The sequence below is a fragment of the Pseudomonas salomonii genome, from assembly GCF_900107155.1.
GTDB classification, from domain to species: Bacteria; Pseudomonadota; Gammaproteobacteria; order Pseudomonadales; family Pseudomonadaceae; genus Aquipseudomonas; species Aquipseudomonas salomonii.
Window position 1 is genome coordinate 61,809 of the sequence record NZ_FNOX01000002.1, and the last position, 24,465, is coordinate 86,273.

The window sequence follows — 24,465 nt, forward strand, 5'->3', positions numbered from 1 at the left end:
GATAGGCAGTGCGTTGCTGTTGCTAGTGGGCAATGCTCACGCGCTGGCGGGAAAAAAGGTCTTTGCCGAAGGCGACTCACAGCCCGGCGCCATGCCCTGCGTAGCTTGCCGCGGCGGCGAAGGGCAGGGGCAGAAGGTCGGTGACAGCTATGTGATGCGGCCGCTGTGGGGCAAGGATTCCCACAACTGGGACGCCGGCATGCACCGAATCAACACGGCTGCGTCGTTCATCCGGGTCAAGTTTCACGCCAATGACGGCGTCAATCTTTACGGTCAGACGGTAGAGGGCGTGCTGATCGGGCAGGGCATCCGTTAAACTGTCGGCCACTCAATGCGCCATTCAATGCAAAGATGCCGCTCAAACCCTGGGTTTGCGCGGCATTTGTCCTTCCTGGAAAGCACGTCATGAAACGAGAACACGTTAAAGCCCGACATGCCGAAGGCCAGATAACGGCCACCCATGTCATCCAGAACCCCGCCGACCTGGGCGAGTGGATCGTATTTTTCAAGAAGAGCGGCGGTCGCAGTTACTTCCTGGTTGACGATCAGGACGAGGTTGAGTCATTCCCGCGCCTGGACGACCTGATCGAGACCTTGCGTGGCCTGGGGATCAAGTTCGCCGAAGTTCATCTGTAGCGCGCAGGGTTACTTGCACACCACCACGACGCTGCGGCTTTTGAAGTTGCCCACGTCCTTACCCAGGGTCTTGTCGCTTTCCTTGAGTGCCGGCGTGCCTTCGGTGCCGACGATGCGGTAGCCGGTGCCTGCACACGAAGCGTCAGCTTTTTCGTAGCAACTGGCCCACGAATTGGCCTCGCCCGAGCAGTCGATGGTCAGGCCTTGCTCGCCGTTTTTCAGGTAGGTGTCGGACGTGGTGGTGCAGCCGGTCATCAGCGCCAGGGCCGCAGTCAGTGCCAGAATCTTGTTCATGAGTTGGGTCGTCGTTGAGGGTGTAGGTGGGGCGCAGACACTGTCGTGGGGCGTTTTCAGCAAGATTATAGCGAACGGCCATCAAGGTACAGACAAACACAAAAAAGCCCCGTCGACCGGGGCTTTGTGCGCAAGCAATGACGCTTACTTTTTATCTTTTGGGCGCTTGCTCGATGCGTGGCCGGCTTCGTCCACAAACACTTCAGCCACCGCAACGGCCATGCTTTCGCTCGCGAATACCCCGGCGACGCTGTCGCCGTGGAAGTTGATCAGGTGCCAGCCGTCCGCTCGCTTGGTGATCAGGTAGCCGTTTACGCCTTTGGGTTCTGACATCTATCAATCTCGTGGTGTGGTTCAGGCGAACAATGATAGCGCCAATTGGCCCCGAGGCGCGCAAGTTGTTGCAGGCCAGTGCCGTGCAGCGAAAAGCGTGCTAAAACCATTGAGGCGCTCGTAAGCGAAGGGGCGATGACGGGTTATATCGCCTCCCGAATAAATGCTCTTCGTAGGATCAGCGGAACTTACGCGCACATTTTTTCTCTATGTTGACATCGCAACGCCAGCAGGACCCATTGTAAGGTGACTGCGGCCTGATTAGACTGCGCCGAATTCCGTACGCACAGCCCTTTGTAAGGACTTATATGATCAAGAAATGCTTGTTCCCAGCAGCCGGTTACGGCACTCGCTTCTTGCCAGCGACCAAAGCCATGCCCAAAGAGATGCTGCCGGTGGTGAACAAGCCACTGATTCAGTACGGCGTCGAAGAGGCACTGGATGCCGGCCTGAACGAAATCTCCATCGTTACCGGCCGTGGTAAGCGCGCGCTGGAAGACCACTTCGACATCAGCTACGAGCTGGAAAACCAGATCAAGGGCACCGACAAGGAAAAGTACCTGGTCGGCATCCGTAAACTGCTCGACGAGTGCTCGTTCTCCTACACCCGTCAAACCCAGATGAAAGGCCTTGGCCACGCCATCCTCACCGGCCGCCCGCTGATCGGTGACGAACCGTTCGCCGTGGTCCTGGCGGACGACCTGTGCGTCAACCTGGAAGGCGACGGCGTACTGACCCAAATGGTCAAGCTGTACCAGAAATACCGTTGCACCATCGTTGCGGTTCAAGAGGTCGACCCTCAGGAAACCAACAAGTACGGCGTGATCGCCGGCGACGACATCGGTGATGGCCTGATCCGTGTGCGCGACATGGTTGAAAAGCCGGCGCCGGAAGATGCACCTTCGAACCTGGCGATCATCGGTCGTTACATCCTGACGCCGGACATCTTCAAGCTGATCGAAGAAACCGAGCCAGGCAAAGGCGGCGAAATTCAAATCACCGACGCCCTGTTGAAGCAAGCCAAAGATGGCTGCGTGATTGCCTACAAATTCAAAGGCCGTCGCTTCGACTGCGGTGGCGCTGAAGGCTACATTGAGGCCACCAACTTCTGCTACGAGCACTTCTACAAGACCGGTAAGGCTTACTGATTCACAGTAGCTCGCCCAAAAGCCACCTTCGGGTGGCTTTTTCGTTTTTCAGCCCCATGTAAGTCGGTATGCTGATGAGCTGCCGAGGAGAGTGAAATGGCCTACGATTTTGATCTGTATGTAATTGGCGCCGGTTCCGGCGGTGTTCGCGCGGCGCGCTTTGCCGCAGGCTTTGGCGCCAAAGTGGCGGTAGCTGAAAGCCGTTACCTGGGCGGTACCTGCGTGAACGTTGGCTGCGTGCCGAAAAAACTGCTGGTGTACGGCGCGCATTTCGCCGAAGACTTTGAGCAGGCCAGCGGTTTCGGCTGGTCACTGGGTGAAGCGAACTTTGACTGGGCGACCCTGATCGCCAACAAAGACCGCGAAATCAACCGCCTCAATGGCATCTACCGCAACCTGCTGGTTAACAGCGGCGTGACCCTGCACGAAGGGCACGCGCGTTTGATTGATCCGCACCAGGTAGAGATCAATGGCGAGCGCTTTACGGCCAAACACATCCTGATCGCGACAGGCGGCTGGCCGCAGATCCCGGAAATTCCGGGGCGTGAGCATGCCATCGGGTCCAACGAGGCGTTCTTCCTCAAAGAGCTGCCCAAGCGCGTGCTGGTCGTTGGCGGTGGCTACATCGCCGTCGAGTTTGCGGGCATCTTCCATGGCCTGGGCGCGCAGACAACCTTGCTGTATCGCGGCGACCTGTTCCTGCGCGGGTTTGACGGCGCGGTGCGCACGCACCTGAAGGAAGAGCTGACCAAGCGCGGCCTCGACCTGCAATTCAATGCCGATATCGAGCGCATCGACAAGCAGGCCGACGGCAGCCTCAAGGCCACCCTCAAAGACGGCCGCGTGCTCGAAGCCGATTGCGTGTTCTACGCCACCGGCCGCCGCCCGATGCTCGACAACCTGGGGCTGGAAAACACCGGGGTCAAATTGGATAAGCGTGGCTTTGTCGAAGTCGACGACCTGTACCAGACCGCCGAAGCCTCGATCCTGGCGATTGGCGATGTGATCGGGCGGGTGCAATTGACGCCCGTCGCGCTGGCCGAAGGCATGGCGGTTGCGCGTCGGCTGTTCAAGCCTGAGCAATACCGTCCGGTGGATTACGCGATGATCCCGACCGCGGTGTTCAGCCTGCCGAATATCGGCACCGTGGGCCTGAGCGAAGAAGATGCGAAGCAAAACGGCCATAACGTGCAGATCTTCGAAAGCCGCTTCCGGCCGATGAAGCTGACGTTGACCGATTGCCAGGAAAAAACCTTGATGAAGCTGGTGGTCGACGCCGACACCGACAAGGTCCTGGGTTGCCACATGGTCGGGCCGGATGCGGGTGAGATCGTCCAGGGCCTGGCGATCGCGCTCAAGGCGGGCGCGACCAAGCAGCATTTCGATGAAACCATCGGCGTGCACCCCACAGCGGCGGAAGAGTTCGTCACCATGCGCACGCCTGTGGCGAGCTGATCAGGCCTCGGCGGTTGCCTCTGGCGGCGTTGCAACGACGGCCGCCAGGCGCAATGCCTCGATACTGGCCTGCGCCTTGATCAGGTCCAGCTCCAGGGTTTTGCTGAGCTGCTGTTGCTCGCTCAGCGCCGCCTGGCGCGCTTGACTGTCCTCTACCGCAACCCGCAAACGCTCCTGAAGCAGGGTGCGTTCGCTGTCTATCCGGCCAAGCTGTTCGCTGAGTGTTTGCTGTTGCGCCTGGTCCTTGCGTGATTGCTCCTGCAAGGCGGTCAATTCCTTGCTGGTCACGCGGTGCTCGATCAACAGTCGCTCATTATCGCGATGCAGCTGGGTGATCTCGTCCTGACGCACCATGGCGCTTTGTTGCGCCTGGCGCAGCTCGGCCTGCACCTGCTGCAACTGGCCTTCATGGCGCCGTTGTTCCTGCTCGCGTTGCTCCTTGACCGCATTGCGGTAGTGCTCAAGCGCGTCGCGGGCGTGCAGGTGCTTGTCTTCCAGTGAGCGAATCTGCTCGTCCTTGTCATTGATGCGCAACTCGTAATCGCTGCACGCCTGGCTGAGCCCCGCATTGCGGGTTTGTTCGGTTTGCAGGCTGGTGCTGGCGGTCTGCAAGGCGGCGCTTTCTTCGGCGAGTGCGGCGGCCTGGATATCAAATTGCTGCTTGAGCTGGCCGTGGGCTTCTTCAAGCGCTTGCACCTGAGCGAGCAGGGCGGCTTTTTGCTGTTCGAATTGCGCCAGCGCCAAGTCAATCGGCTCCTGGGCCTTGTCTTTAAGGCGCTGGGCCAGCCGCGCTACCAACTCGCCCAGCTCGTCGTCGATGGGCGCCTGGGTGATCGTCAGCCGGGTTTCGCTGTCATCGAGCTCCTTCAAATAGCGATGAATTGTAGTTTTTGAGCCGGTATTGCCCATCTCGATGCGTACCGCATCGATGCTGGGGTTTTCGCCACGGGCCAGGATCGCCAGGCGTGCCGTTTGAACCACTGCTTTGTTTATGCCGCCGCGCGCCATGGGGTCCCCGTCGATTTAGTACTGTGGTACGTGGTATGTAGATACATACTGTATCACAAATAAAATACCGTTAAAATTCATGAATTAACAGATGGGATATTGGCGTATTATCCCGTGTCATACGCGTTTTAACCCTCAAGACACCCGCCAGCAGTACGAATAGGCCTTTCATGAGCGACCTGGACCGTTACCTCAATGCCGCCACCCGCGATAACACGCGGCGCAGCTATCGCGCGGCGATCGAGCATTTTGAAGTGAGCTGGGGCGGGTTCCTGCCGGCCACCAGCGACAGCGTGGCGCGCTACCTGGTGGCCCATGCCGGGGTGCTGGCGGTCAACACCTTGAAGTTGCGGCTTTCGGCGCTGGCGCAGTGGCACACCAGCCAGGGTTTCCCGGACCCGACCAAGGCGCCGGTGGTGCGCAAGGTGCTCAAGGGCATCCGGGCGGTGCACCCGGCGCAGGAGAAGCAGGCCGAGCCTTTGCAGCTCAAGCACCTTGAGCAGGTGGTGGCCTCCCTTGAAGTTGAAGCCAGGCAAGCGCGTGAGGCGCAGGATCAGCCGCGATTGCTGCGCGCCAAGCGCGACACTGCGCTGATCCTGCTGGGCTTCTGGCGCGGCTTTCGCAGCGACGAGTTGTGCCGCCTGAACATCGAACACGTGCAAGCGGTGCCCGGCGCCGGCATCAGCCTGTACCTGCCGCGCAGCAAAAGTGACCGCGACAACCTCGGCAAGACCTACCAGGCCCCGGCACTGCTGCGCCTGTGCCCCGTGCAGGCCTACAGCGAATGGCTGAGCGTTTCGGCCCTGGTGCGCGGCCCGGTGTTCCGTGGGGTAGACCGCTGGGGCAACCTGGGCGGGGACGGGCTTCACCCCAACAGCGTGATCCCGTTGCTGCGCCAGGCCCTGGAGCGCGCGGGCATCCCTGCCGATCAATACACCAGCCACTCACTGCGCCGCGGCTTTGCCACCTGGGCCCACCGCAGCGGCTGGGATTTGAAGTCGCTGATGAGTTACGTCGGCTGGAGCGACATGAAATCCGCCATGCGCTATGTTGAAGCGACACCCTTTTTGGGCATGACCTTGGCGACCCAACCGCTGCTTTGAGATTTCTTCTATTAATACGCAGACCTGATAGAGAAAACCAATCGTCAGCATCAGGTTTGCCAATGAGCCATCGATGGAAAGAGTGAGTAGGATTCATCTCATCAACTTTTCAACCACTGACGGAGAGTCACCGATGCCTATCATCAACAGCCAAGTAAAACCGTTCAAAGCGACCGCCTACAAAAACGGCAACTTCGTAGATGTGACTGACGCTGACCTGAAAGGCAAATGGTCGGTAGTTTTCTTCTACCCAGCCGACTTCACCTTCGTTTGCCCAACCGAACTGGAAGACCTGGCTGACAACTACGCCGAATTCCAGAAACTGGGCGTCGAGATCTACAGCGTTTCCACCGACACCCACTTTGCCCACGCTGCCTGGCACAACACTTCGCCAGCCATCGGCAAAATCCAGTACACCATGATCGGCGACCCAACCCTGACCATCTCGCGCAACTTCGACGTACTGATCGAAGAAGCCGGCCTGGCAGACCGCGGTACTTTCGTGATCAACCCGGAAGGTCAGATCAAAATCGTTGAACTGAACGACGGCGGTGTTGGCCGTGACGCTTCCGAGCTGCTGCGCAAAATCAAAGCCGCTCAATACGTCGCTGCTCACCCAGGCGAAGTTTGCCCAGCCAAGTGGAAAGAAGGCGAGGCTACTCTGGCTCCGTCCCTGGACCTGGTCGGCAAGATCTAAGTCTGTGAAACATCAAGGGCGGATTGCCGCACCTTAAGTAAGCTGCACCGCCCTCAAAACGCCCGGGCGAGATTCGCTCGGGCGTTTTTTTGTCTGCAATAAACCGAATTAACAGGAAATCGCCCGTATGTTGGATGCCAATCTTAAAGCTCAGTTGAAGTCATACCTGGAACGGGTCACCCAGCCGATCGAGATCATCGCCTCCCTCGACGACGGTGCGAAATCCCAGGAAATGCTGGCCCTTTTGCAGGACGTAACCAGCCTCACCACGCTGATTACCCTCAAAACCGATGGCAATGATGCGCGCAAGCCGTCGTTCTCCATCAACCGCCCGGGTGCCGATATCAGCCTGCGTTTTGCCGGCATCCCCATGGGCCATGAATTCACTTCGCTGGTGCTGGCCCTGTTGCAAGTCGGTGGCCACCCGTCGAAGGCCAGTGTCGAAGTGATTGAACAGATTCGTGCCTTGAAAGGCGAGTTCAGCTTCGAGACCTACTTCTCGCTGTCGTGCCAGAACTGCCCTGACGTGGTTCAGGCGCTGAACCTGATGGCCGTGCTTAACCCGAACATCCGCCACGTCGCCATCGACGGCGCGCTGTTCCAGGCTGAAGTCGATGAGCGCCAGGTCATGGCAGTGCCCAGCGTGTACCTCAATGGCGTGAACTTCGGCCAGGGCCGTATGGGCCTGGAAGAAATCCTCGTCAAGCTCGACACCAGCGGTATCGAAAAGGCTGCCGAGAAAATCAGCGCCAAAGACGCCTTTGATGTACTGGTTGTAGGTGGTGGCCCGGCCGGTTCTGCTGCTGCGATCTACGCTGCACGTAAAGGCATCCGCACCGGCGTGGCAGCTGAGCGCTTCGGCGGCCAGGTGCTGGACACCATGTCCATCGAAAACTTCATCTCCGTGCAGGAGACCGAAGGGCCGAAACTGGCCAGCGCGTTGGAAGCCCATGTGCGTCAGTACGACGTGGACATCATGAACCTGCAACGTGCCAGCAGCCTGGTGCCGGCCAAAAACGCCGGTGACTTGCACGAAATTCGCTTTGAAAGCGGTGCGACCCTCAAGTCCAAAACCGTGATTCTGGCCACCGGCGCCCGCTGGCGCGAAATGGGTGTGCCGGGCGAGCAGGAATACAAGGCCCGCGGCGTGTGCTTCTGCCCGCATTGCGACGGCCCGTTGTTCAAGGGCAAGCGTGTGGCAGTGATCGGCGGTGGTAACTCCGGCGTTGAAGCGGCCATTGACCTGGCCGGTATCGTCAGCCACGTGACCTTGCTCGAGTTCGACAGCAAATTGCGCGCCGATGCGGTGTTGCAGCGCAAGCTCCACAGCTTGCCGAACGTGGACGTGATCACCAGTGCGCTCACCAGTGAAGTCAAAGGCGATGGCCAGAAAGTCACCGGCCTGGCGTACAAGGATCGCGACAGCGGCGAGTTCAAGACCATCGAACTGGAAGGCATTTTTGTCCAGATCGGCTTGCTGCCCAACACCGACTGGCTCAAAGGCACGGTGGAATTGACCCCGCGCGGCGAGATCATCGTCGATGCGCGTGGCGAAACTTCACTGCCGGGCGTGTTTGCTGCCGGTGACGTGACGACCGTGCCGTACAAGCAGATTGTGATTGCGGTGGGCGAGGGCGCGAAGGCTTCGCTGAGTGCTTTTGATCACCTGATCCGCACGTCAGCACCGGCATAAAATCAGGTACCGAAAATAAAAAACCCCATGAGTGATCATGGGGTTTTCTCGTTCCCACGTTCTACGTGGGAATGCATCCGGTGACGCTTCGCGTCACGCAGAACGCTTACAGCGGTGCTGGCTGAATAATCTCAACCCAGTAAGCATCCGGGTCTTTGATGAACGCCAGGCTTTTCATGCGGCCATCACTCAGGCGCTTCTGGAAATCGCAGCCCAGCGCTTCAAAACGCTCGCAGGCCGCGACGATATCTGGCACCGAGATGCAGATATGGCCAAAGCCACGCGGGTCGGTATTGCCGTTGTGGTAAGCGAAGTCGGCGTCGTGTTCGGTGCCGTGGTTGTGGGTCAGTTCCAGGATGCCTGGGATCGACTTCATCCACTGCGTGCGCGCAGCGGCGTCGGCCGGGATCTGGGCCTTGTCCACCAGGGCGAGGAAATACAGGCTGAATTCGGCTTCAGGGAAGTCGCGTTTTTCAACCAGGGAAAAGCCCAGGACGCGGGTGTAGAAGTCCAGCGACTTGGTGATGTCCTTGACCCGCAGCATGGTGTGGTTGAACACGAAGTTCGAAGTGGCGGCGTCAGGTTGGGCAGTGACGCCCGGGAAAGTGTTCAGATCGTGCAGGCTCATGGGCCCTCCAGAAAAAATGGGGCAAACGCGACTCGTGACTTGAGTGGTCCCTTGGCTTGCGGCCGGCATCCGTGCCGCACCGTCATGATACGCAAGCGTGGCCGGGCGAGCCAAATGAAAAAGGTCACTCAGGCCTTGCGAGTCAAGGGTGCCAGGCTCAAACTTCGACGCTTGAACCTTGGGTGTTTGTCTTGATGATTGAATTTCGTAAACCGCTGTTGAGCGCTGTCTGTATGTTGTTGAGCAGCCCCTTTGTGTTGGCGGCCGATCCGGAAATTCATTGGCCCAGTGGCTGGCAAGTCGAGGAAGTCGTGCCCGACGACGACGCGCCGGTAAAACCTCAGGCGGTGTCCCGTCAGCGCGCCATCAAGAATGATGAAAACGGTAACACCTTGATGGTCATGGAGTTGACCGGCACACCGATTGAGGCAGGTCACAAAGTTAATCTTGAAGGTGTACTGCTGGAAATGCGCAAATCCATCCAGAAGGATTTTGCCGGCAGCGGTTATCAAAGCGTGTGCACAAAGATGCACACCAGCACATTGAGCCGTCTTGACGCGCTGGAAACTACTTGCGTGATTACCGAGAACGGCCGGCACATATTGTCACAAACATTGGTCGGCGCAGTTGATACCGATAAAGCCTATGTCTTTTCCTTTGCCGGCCAGGCCGAAGCCTATGAAGCCAGTAAGGACGAAGTCAATTCGGTGCGAGATAGCCTTAAACTTTGAACGGGTTATCTCGCTCGTTTCTGAACAAAGTGATCGGTTAATCAAGTTCGTTTTCGAAGCAAAAAAAACCCCGCATCCGCGGGGTTTTTTGTACGCGTCTTTCGATCAGCCGCGCAACCAGGAATCTACAGTGGCAGCGCCATACTGTTCTTTCCAGGCTTTCAGGCCGCGGTGGTTGCCGCCTTTGGTTTCGATCAGTTCGCCGGTGTGCGGGTTGTGGTAAACCTTGACTACACGTGCGCGGCGCTGTTTTGGTGCGGCGGCGGCAGCGCTGGCTTTGCCAGGGTTGGGATCAAGGATCGAGATGATGTCGCGCAGGCCTTTGCCGTAGTGCTTCATCAAGCCTTGCAGCTTTTCTTCGAATTCGATTTCTTTTTTCAGGCCGGCGTCGTTCTTCAAGGATTCCAGCTGAGCCAGCTGCTCTTGAAGGGCTTTTTCTGCTGCGCGAAATTCGGCAAGTCTGGACAAAATCTGTACTCCAATAGTGTAGTTGGCTGATATCAACTGCAGATAAAGCGTGTAAGCCGAGAGCTTTAAGGTAACTCAAAGAAAGAGGCCTTTCTGCGAGTTCAGCACAGGCAGGAAAAATTGTAGTAGTTAATGCCGCACGAGTAAATCACGGCGTTACCTGAATAAGATTATTTCATCCTCCGCACTAGATGGCTATTCAATGGCTGGTCAGCGACTTAATGAACGCTTCACAGGGTAACGGCCGACCGAACAGGTAGCCCTGCAGGAAGTCCACACCTTGGGCCGCGAGGTATTCGCATTGCTCTGCTGTTTCCACGCCCTCGGCCACAATACCCAGGTCCAGCTTGCCGCTGAGTTCTATGATGCTGTCCAGAATATGCCGTGAGAGTGCATCGGCGCCGATCATGGCGACAAAGCTTTGATCGATTTTCAAGTAGTCGACATTGAAGTTGCGCAAGTAACCCAGGCTGGAATGGCCGGTGCCGAAGTCATCAATCGCGATCATCACCCCCAGTTGATGCAGGGCGTCGAACAGGCGGGCGGTGGTGTCGGTCGGCTGAATCAGCTCACGTTCGGTCAACTCCAGTACCAGCGTCACCTGGCCGGGGGCGAACGCAGCGAGAAATTCCCGACAGTCCTGCACCAGGTCCAGGTCCTGGCAGTGACTGGCGGTGATGTTCACGCCGATATGGAAGCCCGGGCTGAAGCGTCCGGCATGCGGGGCCAGTTGTGCGGCGGTCTGGCGTAGCAACGAGCGGGTCATCGGCACGATCAGGCCCGAATGTTCGGCCAGCGGGATAAACAGGTCAGGACGAACCAGGCCTTCCTTCGGGTGCCGCCAGCGCATCAACACTTCACAACCGGCCCATTCGCGGGTGTCGCCACGCACCACTGGCTGGAAATACGGAATGAATTCATTGGCCCCCAGTGCCCGCTGCAACTCATGGGTCGGCGCGGACGAGCGCTTTTGCAGCCAGTGGGCCAGCGCGCCCGCCAGTACCCCAAAGAACACCAACAGACTGAACAGCGCCGGGTAACGCGCCTCCATGTACCGCCACACCTCACCGACGGGCATGCCGGCATCGACACTGTACGGGTAACGCTCAGAGGCCAGGTGCTGATGGGCCACCGCAAACTGCGGCATCGCAGTGGTGTGCACCTTGCCGTCAGCGTCCAGCCAGTTGGGCCCCACTTGCAGGATCAGGTGCGCGTAGCGGCTGATCAGGCGCAAGGCGTTGGTCAGATGGTAGCCGTCAACCGAGGCAAACGCGGCTTTATCGCCATCGACCCGACGGTAAACCAATAACGCAGTATCGGGCGTTACCGGGTTGCCGTTCATCAACCACAGCGTGCCCGCTACGTAGTCGTCCGGGTTGACCGGTGACTGGTAGCTGTCGCCGAACAACGAGCTGCAATAGATGTTTTTTTGCCAGGACAAGGTGGTTGCCCGCACAAAAGGGCGCCGCGTCACCTGCTCGCGCAGTGCCAGTTGCGCGCCGTTGTCGCAAGGCTGGCCGGCCAGCGGCAGTAGTGTCTGGGCGGCCAGGGCGGTGTTGTCGAGCATTAAATCGAACTGGCGCACAGCCTCCAGCGCGGTTTGGGCGGTGCTTTGCTCAAGGGTGCGTTCGGCTTGCCAATGAAGAATCACAACCCCCAATAAAACGGGAATCAGGCCGCAGGCACTGCTGATGAGCGCGCGTGCGGTTCGGCTTCGGGGGCCTTTGGCAGTGAGGGGCATAGAGGCAGCCAATAACGGAATAAAAAGACGGGTGTGTGCCGATGATAGTTGGCATTGCGCAGTGTCGCTCACTTGTTTGGCACGCCTTGACCTAGCCGTTCGGTCAGTTGTTGCGATTGTCTCTGCTTGGCAAGATAAACATCGTTGCAAAAAGTAAGAGACTTCGAAGCACCGCCCCTTCCAGCCTCTCTCTCAGCCGTTTCAGCCCACTTCTGGCGGGACGGTCGACCCTCGTCTTTCAATTGTTGAAATTCGTTTCGTAACCCGTTAACGCGACTTGATAAGGAACTACCTGCAATGAATAACCTCCGACTGGCCGCGGCCTTCCTGGCCGCTACCGGCGTCGCCGCGCTGCCTGCTTTTGCCGCAGACGGTACCATCAGCTTGACCGGTGAAATCACCGGCACCACCTGCAGTATCAGTGGCGGGGCAGGCTCGGCGCCTGGCGCCAGCCCGAACTTTGCCGTTGTACTCAACAAGGTTCAGGCCAGCGCGCTGGCGGCAAAAGGTCAGACAGCCGGCACCACCCCGTTTGTCGTGCGTGTGGGGGCGTGCCCCAAGGATACGACGGTGGCGGTGTTGTTTGAGAGCAGCAGCCCGGCGATCAACCCGGCTACCGGCAACTTGAAGAATCAAGCGCCGGCCAAACCCGCGCCTGCCAGCCTCGTTGAGGTGCAGATTGTCGACGGCACAACCCATAAGCCTATGGACTTGCGCCTGGCGCTCAATTCGAGCAGCGCAAAAGTCCCTGAAAACGGTGAAGCGTCGCTGCCGTTTGCGGCCCAGTACTTCGCCACCGGCGCCGCAACCCCAGGCCCGGTAAGCACGCAGGTGCTGTACTCCGTCACGTTCCCCTGATCAGGGCCCGGAGCCTGGCGGTTCGCCAGGCTCCGGACAGCGCCTTGGAGGACCGCCCCATGTTTGCTCGACTCCTGTTCGCAATTGCCTTGCTGCTCGCCATTTCGGTGTGCAGCGGATGGCCATCCATTGCCCATGCCGGCGTAGTGATCGACGGTACGCGGCACATTTACCCGCAACAGCGTCGCGAAATCACCTTGCGCCTGACCAACGACGACGAACGCGCTCCGCGCCTGGTACAGGTGTGGCTGGACCAGGGAGACCCGGCGTCAGACCCCTCTAACAGCGAGGTGCCTTTCAGCCTTTCGCCGCCGGTGTTTCGCCTGAACCCGCAGAAAAGCCAGGCCGTGCGCCTGGTTTACACCCAAGAGCCACTGCCGGCGGATCGGGAATCGTTGTTTTGGCTCAATGCGCTGGAGATCCCGCCCAAGGTCAACACCGAGGCCGATGATGCCCCGGCCAACCACCTGCAGTTCGCCTTTCGTATCCGTACCAAAGTGTTTTTTCGCCCGGCCGATCTGCCCGGCAGCCCGAACGAAGCGCCCACGCAATTACGCTGGACCTTGCGCCGCAGTGCCCAGGTGGCGCTGCTGGAGGTACACAACCCATCGGCCTATCACGTGACATTCAACGAGGTGGCGTTGGCCATGGGCCCGCAAAAAGACGCGCCGCTGCTGCAGGCGCAAGAGGGCATGGTGCCGCCTGGCGGCAACCTGACCCTGAGGGTGCACAAGGCCGTGCAGACCATCCCCGCCGATGCGCAAGTGCATTTCAAATTCATCAATGACTACGGCACGTTTTCCGCGCCGCAGCGTGCTCCTCTGAAGTTCTGACTATGCCAGCCTTGTTGCCACTCACATTCTGCCAAGGCGCTGCCTGGCTGCTTTCTCATCCTAGACTGCTGTTGCTGTTCGGCTTGCTGAGCACGCTTGTGCTATCGGCCGAGGCTGCCCCGTTGTTGTTTGATCTGGAGGCTTTTACCAGCGGTGTGTCCAGCCCGGCGGATCTCTCGCGCTTCAATACCGGCAATGTGTTGACGCCTGGGGTTTATCGCGTTGACGTGATACTCAACGGGCAATCACTGGGCCGTCGCCCGATCACCTTCGTAAACGTGGACAAACACAACGCTGCGCACCCCTGTGTGAGCGCGCAACAACTGGCCGAACTCGGGGTGGTACTGCGCAACACCGAGGCAGCCGTCGAGGAGGCTTGTCGCGATTTCGCCGCATGGATTCCCATGGCCAGCAGCCATGTCGATGTCGAGTCCCTGACCCTGGACGTGAGTATCCCGCAGGTCTACATCAATCGCTCTGCTCGCGACTACGTTGACCCCGCCCAATGGGACGCAGGCATTGATGCCGCGCTGCTCAATTACACCTTCAGCGCCGCGGCGGTGACCTCGGGTGCGGGTGAAGATCGCGGTTACCTGGGCCTGGACGGCGGGGTCAACCTGGGTGACTGGCGGCTGCGCCACCAGGGCGGGCAAGCCTGGGCTTCACGAAGCGGCCACTTGCCTTATCAAGCCACGGCCACCTACCTGCAACGCGCCGTTGCCGCCTGGCAGTCGCAACTGACCGTGGGCGACAGTTTCAGCAGCGGCCAGATCCTCGACGGCGTGCGCGTGCGCGGCGTTACGCTGGCCACTGATAACCGGATGCTGGCGCCGTCGCAACAAGGTTATGCGCCTCAGGTGCGCGGTGTTGCCGACAGCAATGCCACGGTGACGGTGCGCCAGAACGGCTACACCCTTTACGAAACCACGGTGGCGCCCGGGCCTTTTGTGATCGATGATCTCTACCCCACGGGCTACGGAGGCGACCTCGACGTCAGTGTCACCGAGGTAGATGGGCGGCGCAGCACCTTTGTCGTGCCTTATTCGGTGGCCCCGCAGCTATTGCGTTACGGCGCCACGCACTACAGCGCAACGGTGGGACAGGTGCAGCAGCATGGCGTCAGCGATGCCAACGCCTCGGTGTTTCAAGGCACGCTGCAACATGGGCTGATCGACAGCCTCACCGTTTACGGGGGCACCACCCTTTCCAAGGGTTATAGCCAAGGCAAGGCGGGCCTGGCGCTAAGTACAGCCGTTGGTGCGTTCGCCCTGGACACCACCCACTCGCGCACACAGGTGCAGGGGCAGGCGGTAGCGCGCGGACAAAGCCTTGGCCTGGCCTATAACAAGAACCTGCCGTTTTCGGGAACGCATTTTGCGCTCGGCGCCTATCGCTTCTCGACCGCCGGCTACCTGAACCTGCCGGACGCCTTGAATGTGCGCGATCTGGGCCGTCACGGCGGGAACCTGGACAGCTATGCGCGGCAAAAAAGCCGCCTGGACCTGACGATCAGCCAGCAGTTGGGGGAGGGCACCCTGAGTGTGTATGGCAGCTCTACTGACTACTGGGCCGGGCAGCAAGGGCGCCAGACGTCGTTCACCGCCAGTTATGGGGCCAACTGGAAGTCACTGAGCTGGAACCTCTCGGCGCAGCGTTCGAGGGTCAGCGAACTGTATCGGGCGAGCGACCGTGAACGCGCCGAGGACATTTTCTTCGGCCGCTCGACGCGCACCGAACGCGTGGAGAATCACTGGGTATTGAGCCTCTCCATGCCATTGGGCGAGGGCACGCACGCACCGACCCTGAGCAGTTCACTGTCGCGGGATGCGGGTGATTCACGCGGCAGTCAGCAACAACTCGGCATCAATGGCTTGCTGGGGGAGAAGGCGCACACCCATTACGGCCTGGTCGGCAGTCGTGGCAGCGGCGATCACGGCGGTTCAAGTTTCAACGCCTATGCAGGCTATCGCAGTCACGCCGCCAACCTGCGCGGCGGGTATGGTCAGAGCCGGCGCAATGCGCAAGTGTCCGTGAGCGTCGACGGCGGCCTGATCGCCCACAGCGGTGGCGTCACCCTGGCACAAAACCTCGGTGAAGCGTCGGCGCTGGTGCATGCCCCGGATGCCCAGGGAGCGCAGCTCGGCGGTTCCGGGGTGCTTATCAACAAGCAGGGTTATGGGGTCATGCCTGCTTTGCGGGCGTACCAGCCCAACGCCGTGGACATCGACCCGCAAGGCATGCCCATGGACGTGGAATTAAAGGAGTCGAACCGCTCCGTGGTACCGACCTTGGGCGCAATATCGCTGGTCAAGTTCGAGACCGTCAGCGGCCGGGCGGTGGTGATCAAGGCGACCCATCCGAATGGCAAGCCGTTGCCGTTCGCCGCCCAGGTATTGGATGAACAGGGCAACGAAGTGGGGGTTGTCGGCCAGGCGGGCAAGGCCTTTGTGCGCGGGGTTGCCGACCACGGCAGGTTGACCGTGCAGTGGGCGCAAGCGGCGCGCGATCGTTGTTTTATCCATTACCGGTTGCCGCCCCGAGACCCCGACCGGCGCCAGCAAAGTGCGGACCAATTGGTCAGCCGATGCACCCCCGACACCTCTACACACAAGGAAAACAGTTGATGAAGCTTCCTTGCCGCACGCGGCGGGTGATGCTTGCCGTGCTGGCCTGCGCAGTCATCATGCTCACCGCAAGCGCCCAGGCCGGCGTCGCCTGCGATCCCGGCTCGCCGACGGTACTTTCGGTGCCGCGTATCAACGTCCCGGCCAACCCGGTGGTCGGCCAGGTACTGGGTAGCCCGGATGGCTATCCCATTGAAGCCGCGCATGGACTCAGGTGCACTTACACGACCGACGTCATCATCAAATACTGGTCGTACATCAATATATCCCGAGACATTCGTTGGACCGGCCAATATTTGGGCCACTCGTCGCTCGCCATGCCGGTGTATCAGACCGGCGTGCAGGGCGTCGGTTTTGCGTTTATGGCGCAGGACCGTGACGGCGGCCCGATGCGAATCGTGACCACTGGCAACACGCTTTTGCGCGGGCCCATCCACCCCGGCCTGGCGACTTGGGGTGTACGTGGGCGGGTGTTTTTTGTGGTCACGGGCCCCATCCAGGGCGGCACGGTCACACCTCGAACATTCTCGGGCCTAAACCTGTACACCAACCCTACGTATCATGCCTTTAACTTCGGCAGCATCGAAATCGGCGAACCCAGCCGGCCCACCTGCAGTGTGTCGACCTCCACCGTGGCGATTGCCTTGGGGGCCGTGGAAAGCCGAGCCTTCAAGGGCATTCACAGCGTCGCCGGCAATGGCAGCGGGACGATCACTTTGCAATGCCCCGTCGGCAGTCCACAGCAGCACGTGCGGGTGACATTGGTCGACCAGACGCAACCGGCCAACCGCAGTGATCGGCTTTCGCTGACCGCCAGTTCTACCGCGAAGGGCGTGGCCTTGCAGGTGCTGTTTGGTGGTCGCGTGATCACTTATGGCCCCGCTGCGGGCGCTCGTACTGCCGATCAACCCCTGGGCCGCGCTGGCGCCAATGGCACCTTCGAACTGCCGTTGACGGCGCACTACATCCAGACTGCCGCGACGATTGAACCCGGCACGGCCAATGGCCTGGCGACATTTACCCTGGTCTATCGGTGACCCACTTCTGCGCAAGCGCGAGAAAAGCCAGTGTGGCAGGCGAGGCCTGGCGGCGATCCAGCACCGCCAGGCCGATGCGGCGCGGCACGGGCGGCGACAACGGCCGCTCGACATAACGGCCGTCGGCGTGATCGGGCAGCGATGCCTGCGCCACGATGCTCACGCCGTCGCCACGGCTGACGGCCGCCAGCGTGCTGAGCAATTGCGCGCAACGATAACGCACGTTGGGCCGCAAACCGACGACGCTGAACAAGCGCATCACCAGCTCCGATGAGCCGGCTTCGGTGAGGATGAACGGATCATCACACAGTGCCTGTAAAGGCACCGACGCGCTGGCAACCAGCGCATGGGTGGGCGGCAACAACGCGACCAACTGATCCTCCAACAACGCCACGGTGTCGAAGCGTTCACTGTCTGTTGGCGTGTCGGCGAGCACCACAAAACCCACGTCGACGCGCCGCTCGTCCAGCCACTGGATAACTTGCCGGTCTGGCCCTTCGTCCACATGCACTTCAATGCCGGGGTAGGCCATCCGGAAATGGCTGAGAATTGCCGGCAACAAACGCACCGACGCGGTGGGGCCGAAGGAGCCGATGCGCAAGGTACCGCGCTTCATCCCACGGGCATCGGCGGCTTCCTGCTGCAAGGTCGCGGCCAGACCCAGCATGGCACGGGCGCGCCCGAGTAATTGCGCGCCGATATCGCTCAGCTCCACCAGCGTCTGGTGGCGCCGAAACAATTCCACGCCCAGCTCCTGTTCCAGGGCCTTGACGGCATGGGACACCGCCGACTGGCTGATGCCCAGGCGGTGCGCCGCACTGGTGAAACCTTGCAGCTCGGCCACCAGAGAAAAAATTTCCAGTTGGGTCAAGGTCATGAGTAAAGGCTCATTTTACGATTACTGATCATTAGTCGAAGAATATGCCCATCCTGTCGCCTGTCGAGCAACTGCTAATGCAACCTCCGTCTGATCGCCTCACCTACCTGAAGCTGGCCGCTGTGACCATGATTTGGGGTGGCACTTTTGTCGCCGGACGTTACCTGGCCAATCAAGTCGACCCGCTGCTGGCCGCCAGCCTGCGGTTTATCCTGGCCAGCCTTGCGCTGCTGCTGTTTATGCTGTGTGCACGCATCCCGCTGGCGCGGCCACGTCCCCGGCAACTGCTGCATCTGGCGGTGCTGGGGTTTTTCGGGATCTTTTTCTACAACCTGTGTTTTTTCTACGGCCTGCAGTACATCAACGCCTCGCGCGCTTCGTTGATCGTGGCGTTGAATCCGGCGGTGATCGGCCTGGTTTCCTGGTGGTTGTTCAAAGAGCGCCTCGGCACTGCCAGGGTGCTGGGTATCGCGTTGTGCCTGGCCGGCGCTGCGACGGTGATCGTCAGTCGCAACCCGCAGTTGCTGCAAGGTGCATCGAGTACCTGGCAGGGCGACCTGCTGGTGTTCGGCTGTGTGCTGGGGTGGGGGATTTACTCGTTGTTTTCCCGCGCATTGAATCAAAGCCTGGGGCCGTTGCAAACGGTCACCTGGTCAGTGCTGCTGGGCACCCTGATGCTGACGGCTGTCACCGCGCTCGCCGGGCGCTTCACGCTTGCAGGGCTTGGCAGCCTGCACCTGCCGCAGGTTGTGAGCCTGTTGTATTTGGGCGTGCTCGGCTCCGCGCTGGCGTACATCGGCTATTACGATGGCATCCGGCGTATCGGCGCGACCCGCGCAGGCGTGTTTATCGCGCTGAACCCGCTGACGGCGGTGATCTGCGGCGCGCTGCTGCTTGGCGAACAGCTAACGTTACCCATGGCGCTCGGCGGCGCGGTGATCCTGTTGGGCATCTATCTGTGCAACAAACCCCTTGCGCAGCCCAGCGCAATAGGGATTTGATGAGAGTGCGGACAAATACTGTTACGCTGTGTAGAATCGATTTACGCATACAAGAATATGGACTTGCGCTCACGCAAGCCTCGGCCGTCAGAGACTGATGTAATCATGAAGCTACTCGGCTCCCCCCTGATCTTTGGTGACTTCCTCGCCCGCAGCGTGCGGGGTCTCTCGTGCGCGCCACCCTGCAACCTCATCCTTGCCTGTAATTGACTGCTTGCTACTTACAAGAATGATGAGGTGCCGAAATGGCCGACCAATACGATAACCCAATGGGCCTGATGGGCTTTGAATTTATTGAATTCGCATCGCCCACTCCGGGCACCCTGGAGCCGATCTTCGAGATCATGGGCTTCACCAAAGTCGCGACCCACCGCTCCAAGAATGTGCACCTGTACCGCCAGGGCGAGATCAACCTGATCCTCAACAACCAGCCCGACAGCCTGGCCTCGTACTTCGCCGCCGAACACGGCCCGTCGGTGTGCGGCATGGCGTTCCGGGTCAAAGACTCGCAGCAGGCTTACAACCGCGCGTTGGAACTGGGCGCCCAACCGATCCATATCGAAACCGGCCCGATGGAACTCAACCTGCCGGCCATCAAGGGCATCGGCGGTGCGCCGCTGTACCTGATCGACCGCTTCGGTGAAGGCAACTCGATATATGACATCGACTTCGTGTACCTCGAAGGTGTCGACCGCAACCCGGTAGGGGCGGGCCTCAAGGTCATCGACCACCTGACCCACAACGTGTATCGCGGCCGCATGGCCTACTGGGCCAACTTCTACGAGAAACTGTTCAACTTCCGTGAAGCACGCTACTTCGATATCAAGGGCGAATACACCGGCCTTACGTCCAAGGCCATGAGTGCCCCGGACGGCATGATCCGCATCCCGCTGAACGAGGAATCGTCCAAGGGCGCCGGCCAGATCGAAGAGTTCCTGATGCAGTTCAACGGCGAGGGCATCCAGCACGTGGCGTTCCTCACCGAAGACCTGGTCAAGACCTGGGATGCGTTGAAGAAGATCGGCATGCGCTTCATGACCGCGCCGCCGGACACCTACTACGAAATGCTCGAAGGCCGCCTGCCAAACCACGGCGAGCCGGTGGACCAACTGCAGGCGCGCGGTATTTTGCTGGACGGCTCCTCGATCGAGGGCGACAAGCGCCTGCTGCTGCAGATCTTCTCGGAAACCCTGATGGGCCCGGTGTTCTTCGAATTCATCCAGCGCAAAGGCGACGATGGGTTTGGCGAGGGCAACTTCAAGGCGCTGTTCGAGTCGATCGAGCGCGACCAGGTACGTCGCGGTGTACTGACCACCGACTAAGCGTCAGCAACAAAAAAGCCCGGCGAGAAGGTTTTCAGCCGGGCTTTTTAGTGCCTGCACCTTTTAAGCTTTGCGCTGACGCACCAAATGTTTGAAGCCTTCATACACCAGCACCATCACGGCCAGCCAGATCGGAATATACGTCAGCCATTGCCCGCCCTTGATGCCTTCGCCCAACAACAAGGCCACAAAGAGCAGTAAAACCGGCTCCACATAGCTGAGCAACCCGAACAGGCTAAAGGCCAATAAACGGCTGGCGATGATGTAGCTCACCAGCGCTGAAGCACTGATCAAACCCAGTATCGGGATCAAGGCATAGAGCTTGGGATGCACATCCAGCACCGCAAAACCTTGTTCGCCATGCTGCACAAACCACCAGGCCACCGGCAGCATCAGCGCCATGTCCAGCCACAAGCCGCCCAGATGATCGGTGTGCAGGTATTTACGCACCACGAAATACACCGGGTAACCGATGATCACCACCAGGGTGGCCCAGGAAAAACCACCGGCCTGGTACAGCTCATTAAGCACCCCGAGTGCGGCAAAAAATACCGCGATCTGCTGCAAGCGCGACAAGCGTTCGCCGTACACCAGGCGCCCGGTCAACACCATGGTCAGCGGCAACAGGAAATACCCCACCGACACATCCAGGCTGCGCCCGTTCAGCGGCGCCCACATAAATAGCCACAATTGCACGCCCAGCAGCGCGGACGAAAGCACCACGCCGCCGATCAATCGCGGCTTCGCCGCCAGCATTTGCAGCAACTCCCACACACGCCGCCATTCACCGCTGACGATCATGAACACAGTCATGCACGGCACGGTCAGCAGCATGCGCCAACCAAAAATCTCCAGGCCGCTCAAGGGCGTGAGCAGCGAGGTGAAGTAGTACATCACGGCAAACAACACCGAGGCCAAGACCGATAAAACAACACCTTTAGACACACTGTCCTCGCGAAAACTGTCTGATACACAAAGAAGGGGAGTTTCAGCAGGTGATTATGGTGCTTTTGGTGATGGTTGGTCGCACTGTTTAGGGGCGTTTTGCAGAAATTTACTCACGGGCAGGGCTTTGCTTGAAACAGTGGCGAGCAGGTTTACCTGCTCGCCACAAGGGCAGGGCGAACGGTTTTTATCTGCTACGAGCGCGCAATGCGGCCCGAGACAAAATGGCTCACATCATTAAACCCCGGCGTAGACGAATGCCCCGGCGTCACCAGCGAGTCAATAAACGCTTCATCTTCTGCCGTGATCTTCACGTCCAGCGCCCCGGTGTACGCGTCCCACTGCGCCTCGGTACGCGGCCCGACAATGGCCGAACTGACCGCCGCGTTATTCAGCACCCAGGCAATCGCAAACTCGACAATCCCCACGCCGCGCCCTTGGGTGTACTGCTGAATCTGCTGGGCGATGCGCAGCGACTCCACCCGCCATTCGGTTTCCAGGATGCGTTTGTCCTGGCGCGCCGCACGGCTGCCGGCTTCGGGTGTCACGTCGGGCGCGTATTTGCCACTGAGTACCCCGCGTGCCAATGGGCTGTAAGGCACCACGCCCAAGCCATAGGCAGCGGCTGCGGTGATCTGCTCGACTTCAGCCTGACGGTTGACGATGTTGTACAGCGGCTGGCTGATAACAGGTTTGTCGACACCCAGGCGTTCGGCCAGGCGAATCACTTCGGCGATACGCCAGCCCCGGTAGTTGGACAGCCCCCAGTGGCGGATTTTGCCTTGGCGGATCAGGTCGCCAATCGCCGACACGGTGACCTCCAGCGGTGTGCCGTGGTCCTCACGGTGCAGGTAGTAGATATCCAGGTAGTCGGTATCCAGGCGTGTCAGGCTCGCTTCCAACGCATTGAACATGCGCTTGCGGCCCAAGCCACTGCGGTTGGGCAAACCGTCTGCCGGGCCGAAACCGACTTTGGACGCCACCACCCAATCCGCCCGATTGCGGGTGATCGCTTCGCCGACGATTTCCTCGGAGCGCCCGCCGGTGTAGACGTCGGCCGTGTCGATAAAATTGATGCCCTGGTCCCAGGCCTTGTCGATGATGCGCAGCGAGTCTTGCGTGTTGGTCTGCTCGCCAAACATCATGGTGCCCAGGGTCAGTGCGCTGACCTTCAACCCGGACTGGCCCAATGTGCGGTAAATCATGCAAAGCTCCTCATGGCAGGTAAACGTTACCCATGCAATACCAGACTCGGCAGCTCTGGAACAAGCCCTGCGCGTGTTTCTTCATGGATTGAGCAAGGCCTGGCAACGCTGCTGTAAAAAGCCATGCAGCACTTTCACCCGTTCCGACACTTGCAGGCGGTGTGGGCACATCAGGTTGAACGGCGTGGGCTCGCCTTGCCAGTCGGGCAGCAACGGCACCAGCCGCCCGGCCTTGATATCGCCGGCAATATCGAGGTTGGCCTTATAAGCGATGCCGTGGCCTGCCAGCGCCCAGCGCCGCACGATTTCACCGTCATCGCTCAGGTAGTCGCCCGACACCTCCACCTCCTGCAGCAAGGCACCCTGGCGAAAGTACCAGGTGCTATTCGCCTGCCCACGGCGCATGTAGCGCAACGTGCTGTGCTGCGCCAGGTCAGCCGGCGTGCGCGGTGTGCCATGGCGCGCCAGGTAGTCGGGGCTGGCGCAGGGGATGCGATGGTGGCCAGGCACCACAGGCAACGCCACCAGGCTGGAATCCCTTGGCACACCAAAGCGCAGGGCGATGTCGACGGTGTCACGAAACAAATCCGCGTTGCTGTCGTTAAGCAGCAACTGCAGGCGGATAGTCGGGTGTTCGAGCTTGAACTCATCCAGCCAACCCAGCAGTACGTTACGGCCGAAGTCCGAAGGTGCCGCCAGTTGCAATAACCCACTCAAGCTCTGGCCTTGTTGCTTGATCGCCTGTTCACCTTCGGCCAGCGCTTCGAGGGCCACCCGCACGCTGTCCAGGTAGCGTCGGCCTTCTTCGGTCAGGCGCATGCTGCGTGTCGAGCGGGCGAGCAAGCGGATGCCCAGCCGGGTTTCCAGGCGCTTGAGCGCAATACTTGCCGCCGCCGGGGTGAGGTTGAGGCTGCGCGCCGCCGCCGACAGGCTGCCGGTGTCGGCGGTACGCACGAACACTTCAAGGTCCAGGGTCGAGCTCATTTGTAAAAATCCTTTAAAGATCTTGTCGTTTTACCGGGATTTTTCGCCGATTGCCAAGCTGAGAAGATCAACGCTCACTTTCTTAGCCAGGTAACAACCCCATGACATCTTCCCTCAGCGGTAAAACCGTCATCGTGATCGGCGGCAGCAGCGGCATCGGCGCCGCCGTGGCCGAGGCCGCCACCGCCCGTGGCGCACAGGTGGTGCTGGCCGGGCGCCGTTTGACCTCCGGTGTCGACAATGGCGTACGCAGCGAACCCGTCGACGTCACCGACAGCGCTTCGTTGCAACGGTTGTTCGAAACGGTCGGGCGCTTTGATCATCTGGTGTTTACCTCCGGCCCGTCGGTGCGGGCCAAACCGTTGATCGAGACGGACCTGGACGAGGCTCAGGATAATTTCAACGTGAAACTCTGGGGCGCCTTACGTGCGATCCAGCAGGCACTGCCATTTTTGGCTGAGCACGGCAGCATCAGCCTCACCTCGGGCCAGTTGGGCCGTAAGTTAATGGCAGGGCAGTTCATCAAGACGGGTATCAATGCTGCGACTGAAGCGTTGGGCAAGCAGTTGGCAAAAGAACTGGCACCACGGCGCGTCAACGTGATCAGCCCCGGCGTGATCGACACGCCAGCGTATGCCGGGCTGGCAGAAGAGCAACGCTTGGCGATGTTCGCCAAGGCCGCAGGGGCGTTGCCGGTGGGGCGAGTGGGTCAAGCAGAGGAGGTCGCGTCAGGGTATGTGCTGGCCATGGAAAATGGCTTTATAACCGGCGCCGTGTTGGATATCGACGGCGGCGGCCTGTTGTAAACACAAAATAGAAATGTGGGACCTGCTTGTGTGGGAGC

At 60.0% G+C, this 24,465-nt stretch carries 24 protein-coding genes and 1 pseudogene; 15 read left to right on the forward strand and 10 right to left on the reverse strand.

Annotation, left to right across the window (positions count from 1 at the left end; all coding sequences use genetic code 11):
• Window positions 1–97: 97 nt before the first annotated feature.
• Together BLV67_RS33095 and BLV67_RS04375 are read left to right on the forward strand one after the other, a co-directional pair.
• Window positions 98–316: pseudogene (locus BLV67_RS33095) on the forward strand (c-type cytochrome); the annotation flags it as partial.
• An 89-nt stretch (window positions 317–405) separates the two neighbouring features.
• The gene (locus tag BLV67_RS04375; RefSeq protein ID WP_065929978.1) at window positions 406–636 is read left to right on the forward strand and encodes a hypothetical protein; all 231 of its coding nucleotides are present in this window, start codon (window positions 406–408) and stop codon (window positions 634–636) included.
• A gap of 9 nt (window positions 637–645) precedes the next feature.
• Here the strand turns inward: BLV67_RS04375 and BLV67_RS04380 are convergent, their stop codons facing one another.
• A complete protein-coding gene (locus BLV67_RS04380) occupies window positions 646–930 on the reverse strand; it encodes a hypothetical protein (protein ID WP_017135492.1) in 285 nt (94 codons plus the stop codon).
• A 144-nt stretch (window positions 931–1,074) separates the two neighbouring features.
• The gene (locus tag BLV67_RS04385; RefSeq protein ID WP_017135493.1) at window positions 1,075–1,263 is read right to left on the reverse strand and encodes a hypothetical protein; all 189 of its coding nucleotides are present in this window, start codon (window positions 1,261–1,263) and stop codon (window positions 1,075–1,077) included.
• 308 nt (window positions 1,264–1,571) lie between these two features.
• On the opposite strand from BLV67_RS04385, the gene galU reads away from it, so the two are divergent.
• Both galU and gorA read left to right on the forward strand, forming a co-directional pair.
• Window positions 1,572–2,411, forward strand: a complete 840-nt coding sequence (galU, locus tag BLV67_RS04390; RefSeq protein WP_003212579.1) for a UTP--glucose-1-phosphate uridylyltransferase GalU — start codon at window positions 1,572–1,574, stop codon at window positions 2,409–2,411.
• Between the two features lie 96 nt (window positions 2,412–2,507).
• Window positions 2,508–3,866, forward strand: coding sequence for a glutathione-disulfide reductase (gene gorA / locus BLV67_RS04395; RefSeq protein ID WP_069787479.1), 1,359 nt, complete (start codon window positions 2,508–2,510; stop codon window positions 3,864–3,866).
• On the opposite strand, the gene BLV67_RS04400 is transcribed toward gorA, so the two are convergent.
• Window positions 3,867–4,874 carry a DNA-binding protein gene (locus tag BLV67_RS04400; RefSeq protein ID WP_065929980.1) on the reverse strand — a complete coding sequence of 336 codons (1,008 nt, stop codon included), beginning with the start codon at window positions 4,872–4,874 and terminating at the stop codon, window positions 3,867–3,869.
• A gap of 170 nt (window positions 4,875–5,044) precedes the next feature.
• On the opposite strand from BLV67_RS04400, the gene BLV67_RS04405 reads away from it, so the two are divergent.
• From BLV67_RS04405 to ahpF, 3 genes are all read left to right on the forward strand, one after another.
• A complete protein-coding gene (locus BLV67_RS04405; protein WP_069787480.1) occupies window positions 5,045–5,977 on the forward strand; it encodes a site-specific integrase in 933 nt (310 codons plus the stop codon).
• A 133-nt stretch (window positions 5,978–6,110) separates the two neighbouring features.
• A complete protein-coding gene (gene ahpC, locus BLV67_RS04410) occupies window positions 6,111–6,674 on the forward strand; it encodes an alkyl hydroperoxide reductase subunit C (protein WP_003173835.1) in 564 nt (187 codons plus the stop codon).
• 127 nt (window positions 6,675–6,801) lie between these two features.
• A complete protein-coding gene (ahpF, locus tag BLV67_RS04415; protein WP_069787481.1) occupies window positions 6,802–8,367 on the forward strand; it encodes an alkyl hydroperoxide reductase subunit F in 1,566 nt (521 codons plus the stop codon).
• A 106-nt stretch (window positions 8,368–8,473) separates the two neighbouring features.
• Here the strand turns inward: ahpF and gloA are convergent, their stop codons facing one another.
• Entirely contained in the window at window positions 8,474–8,995 is a 522-nt protein-coding gene (gloA, locus tag BLV67_RS04420) for a lactoylglutathione lyase (protein WP_065929982.1), read from the reverse strand.
• Window positions 8,996–9,189: 194 nt separating this feature from the next.
• On the opposite strand from gloA, the gene BLV67_RS04425 reads away from it, so the two are divergent.
• Window positions 9,190–9,726 (forward strand): DUF4946 domain-containing protein, encoded by a 537-nt coding sequence (locus BLV67_RS04425; protein ID WP_069787528.1) that lies wholly within the window; start codon window positions 9,190–9,192, stop codon window positions 9,724–9,726.
• A gap of 105 nt (window positions 9,727–9,831) precedes the next feature.
• Here the strand turns inward: BLV67_RS04425 and BLV67_RS04430 are convergent, their stop codons facing one another.
• Both BLV67_RS04430 and BLV67_RS04435 read right to left on the reverse strand, forming a co-directional pair.
• Window positions 9,832–10,194, reverse strand: coding sequence for a histone-like nucleoid-structuring protein, MvaT/MvaU family (locus tag BLV67_RS04430; RefSeq protein ID WP_065929983.1), 363 nt, complete (start codon window positions 10,192–10,194; stop codon window positions 9,832–9,834).
• A 199-nt stretch (window positions 10,195–10,393) separates the two neighbouring features.
• Window positions 10,394–11,935, reverse strand: a complete 1,542-nt coding sequence (locus BLV67_RS04435) for an EAL domain-containing protein (protein WP_065929984.1) — start codon at window positions 11,933–11,935, stop codon at window positions 10,394–10,396.
• 297 nt (window positions 11,936–12,232) lie between these two features.
• Between BLV67_RS04435 and BLV67_RS04440 the strand changes: the two genes are divergently transcribed.
• Genes BLV67_RS04440 through BLV67_RS04455 form a run of 4 tightly spaced genes read left to right on the forward strand, consistent with a single transcriptional unit; the run spans window position 12,233 to window position 17,287 of the window.
• On the forward strand, window positions 12,233–12,793 hold the full coding sequence (locus BLV67_RS04440) for a fimbrial protein (protein WP_069787482.1): 561 nt from the start codon (window positions 12,233–12,235) through the stop codon (window positions 12,791–12,793).
• Between the two features lie 59 nt (window positions 12,794–12,852).
• On the forward strand, window positions 12,853–13,626 hold the full coding sequence (locus tag BLV67_RS04445; RefSeq protein WP_065929986.1) for a fimbrial biogenesis chaperone: 774 nt from the start codon (window positions 12,853–12,855) through the stop codon (window positions 13,624–13,626).
• Between the two features lie 2 nt (window positions 13,627–13,628).
• A complete protein-coding gene (locus tag BLV67_RS04450) occupies window positions 13,629–16,250 on the forward strand; it encodes a fimbria/pilus outer membrane usher protein (protein WP_069787483.1) in 2,622 nt (873 codons plus the stop codon).
• Window positions 16,250–17,287, forward strand: a complete 1,038-nt coding sequence (locus BLV67_RS04455) for a fimbrial protein (protein ID WP_065929988.1) — start codon at window positions 16,250–16,252, stop codon at window positions 17,285–17,287. Before BLV67_RS04450 ends, BLV67_RS04455 begins: the two co-directional genes overlap by 1 nt.
• Here BLV67_RS04455 and BLV67_RS04460 read toward each other — a convergent pair.
• Window positions 17,268–18,164 carry a LysR family transcriptional regulator gene (locus BLV67_RS04460; protein WP_069787484.1) on the reverse strand — a complete coding sequence of 299 codons (897 nt, stop codon included), beginning with the start codon at window positions 18,162–18,164 and terminating at the stop codon, window positions 17,268–17,270. The two genes, BLV67_RS04455 and BLV67_RS04460, sit on opposite strands and share 20 nt — an antisense overlap.
• Window positions 18,165–18,241: 77 nt before the next feature.
• On the opposite strand from BLV67_RS04460, the gene BLV67_RS04465 reads away from it, so the two are divergent.
• Window positions 18,242–19,165: a DMT family transporter gene (locus BLV67_RS04465; RefSeq protein ID WP_069787529.1), complete on the forward strand. Its 924-nt coding sequence runs from the start codon at window positions 18,242–18,244 to the stop codon at window positions 19,163–19,165.
• Between the two features lie 245 nt (window positions 19,166–19,410).
• The gene (gene hppD / locus BLV67_RS04470; protein WP_069787485.1) at window positions 19,411–20,487 is read left to right on the forward strand and encodes a 4-hydroxyphenylpyruvate dioxygenase; all 1,077 of its coding nucleotides are present in this window, start codon (window positions 19,411–19,413) and stop codon (window positions 20,485–20,487) included.
• Window positions 20,488–20,550: 63 nt separating this feature from the next.
• Here the strand turns inward: hppD and rarD are convergent, their stop codons facing one another.
• From rarD to BLV67_RS04485, 3 genes are all read right to left on the reverse strand, one after another.
• A complete protein-coding gene (gene rarD / locus BLV67_RS04475; protein ID WP_065929990.1) occupies window positions 20,551–21,432 on the reverse strand; it encodes an EamA family transporter RarD in 882 nt (293 codons plus the stop codon).
• 194 nt (window positions 21,433–21,626) lie between these two features.
• On the reverse strand, window positions 21,627–22,637 hold the full coding sequence (locus BLV67_RS04480; protein ID WP_069787486.1) for an aldo/keto reductase: 1,011 nt from the start codon (window positions 22,635–22,637) through the stop codon (window positions 21,627–21,629).
• A gap of 81 nt (window positions 22,638–22,718) precedes the next feature.
• Window positions 22,719–23,621, reverse strand: coding sequence for a LysR family transcriptional regulator (locus BLV67_RS04485; RefSeq protein ID WP_056860058.1), 903 nt, complete (start codon window positions 23,619–23,621; stop codon window positions 22,719–22,721).
• 101 nt (window positions 23,622–23,722) lie between these two features.
• Between BLV67_RS04485 and BLV67_RS04490 the strand changes: the two genes are divergently transcribed.
• Window positions 23,723–24,427 (forward strand): SDR family oxidoreductase, encoded by a 705-nt coding sequence (locus BLV67_RS04490; protein WP_069787487.1) that lies wholly within the window; start codon window positions 23,723–23,725, stop codon window positions 24,425–24,427.
• Window positions 24,428–24,465: the final 38 nt, after the last annotated feature.

What these genes read in the sequence shown, in the direction of transcription:
- BLV67_RS04375 (WP_065929978.1), top strand. Translation starts at nt 406, where the DNA reads ATGAAACGAGAACACGTTAAAGCCCGACATGCCGAAGGCCAGATAACG.
- BLV67_RS04380 (WP_017135492.1), bottom strand. Translation starts at nt 930, where the DNA reads ATGAACAAGATTCTGGCACTGACTGCGGCCCTGGCGCTGATGACCGGC.
- BLV67_RS04385 (WP_017135493.1), bottom strand. Translation starts at nt 1,263, where the DNA reads ATGTCAGAACCCAAAGGCGTAAACGGCTACCTGATCACCAAGCGAGCG.
- galU (WP_003212579.1), top strand. Translation starts at nt 1,572, where the DNA reads ATGATCAAGAAATGCTTGTTCCCAGCAGCCGGTTACGGCACTCGCTTC.
- gorA (WP_069787479.1), top strand. Translation starts at nt 2,508, where the DNA reads ATGGCCTACGATTTTGATCTGTATGTAATTGGCGCCGGTTCCGGCGGT.
- BLV67_RS04400 (WP_065929980.1), bottom strand. Translation starts at nt 4,874, where the DNA reads ATGGCGCGCGGCGGCATAAACAAAGCAGTGGTTCAAACGGCACGCCTG.
- BLV67_RS04405 (WP_069787480.1), top strand. Translation starts at nt 5,045, where the DNA reads ATGAGCGACCTGGACCGTTACCTCAATGCCGCCACCCGCGATAACACG.
- ahpC (WP_003173835.1), top strand. Translation starts at nt 6,111, where the DNA reads ATGCCTATCATCAACAGCCAAGTAAAACCGTTCAAAGCGACCGCCTAC.
- ahpF (WP_069787481.1), top strand. Translation starts at nt 6,802, where the DNA reads ATGTTGGATGCCAATCTTAAAGCTCAGTTGAAGTCATACCTGGAACGG.
- gloA (WP_065929982.1), bottom strand. Translation starts at nt 8,995, where the DNA reads ATGAGCCTGCACGATCTGAACACTTTCCCGGGCGTCACTGCCCAACCT.
- BLV67_RS04425 (WP_069787528.1), top strand. Translation starts at nt 9,190, where the DNA reads ATGATTGAATTTCGTAAACCGCTGTTGAGCGCTGTCTGTATGTTGTTG.
- BLV67_RS04435 (WP_065929984.1), bottom strand. Translation starts at nt 11,935, where the DNA reads ATGCCCCTCACTGCCAAAGGCCCCCGAAGCCGAACCGCACGCGCGCTC.
- BLV67_RS04440 (WP_069787482.1), top strand. Translation starts at nt 12,233, where the DNA reads ATGAATAACCTCCGACTGGCCGCGGCCTTCCTGGCCGCTACCGGCGTC.
- BLV67_RS04445 (WP_065929986.1), top strand. Translation starts at nt 12,853, where the DNA reads ATGTTTGCTCGACTCCTGTTCGCAATTGCCTTGCTGCTCGCCATTTCG.
- BLV67_RS04450 (WP_069787483.1), top strand. Translation starts at nt 13,629, where the DNA reads ATGCCAGCCTTGTTGCCACTCACATTCTGCCAAGGCGCTGCCTGGCTG.
- BLV67_RS04455 (WP_065929988.1), top strand. Translation starts at nt 16,250, where the DNA reads ATGAAGCTTCCTTGCCGCACGCGGCGGGTGATGCTTGCCGTGCTGGCC.
- BLV67_RS04460 (WP_069787484.1), bottom strand. Translation starts at nt 18,164, where the DNA reads ATGACCTTGACCCAACTGGAAATTTTTTCTCTGGTGGCCGAGCTGCAA.
- BLV67_RS04465 (WP_069787529.1), top strand. Translation starts at nt 18,242, where the DNA reads ATGCAACCTCCGTCTGATCGCCTCACCTACCTGAAGCTGGCCGCTGTG.
- hppD (WP_069787485.1), top strand. Translation starts at nt 19,411, where the DNA reads ATGGCCGACCAATACGATAACCCAATGGGCCTGATGGGCTTTGAATTT.
- BLV67_RS04480 (WP_069787486.1), bottom strand. Translation starts at nt 22,637, where the DNA reads ATGATTTACCGCACATTGGGCCAGTCCGGGTTGAAGGTCAGCGCACTG.
- BLV67_RS04485 (WP_056860058.1), bottom strand. Translation starts at nt 23,621, where the DNA reads ATGAGCTCGACCCTGGACCTTGAAGTGTTCGTGCGTACCGCCGACACC.
- BLV67_RS04490 (WP_069787487.1), top strand. Translation starts at nt 23,723, where the DNA reads ATGACATCTTCCCTCAGCGGTAAAACCGTCATCGTGATCGGCGGCAGC.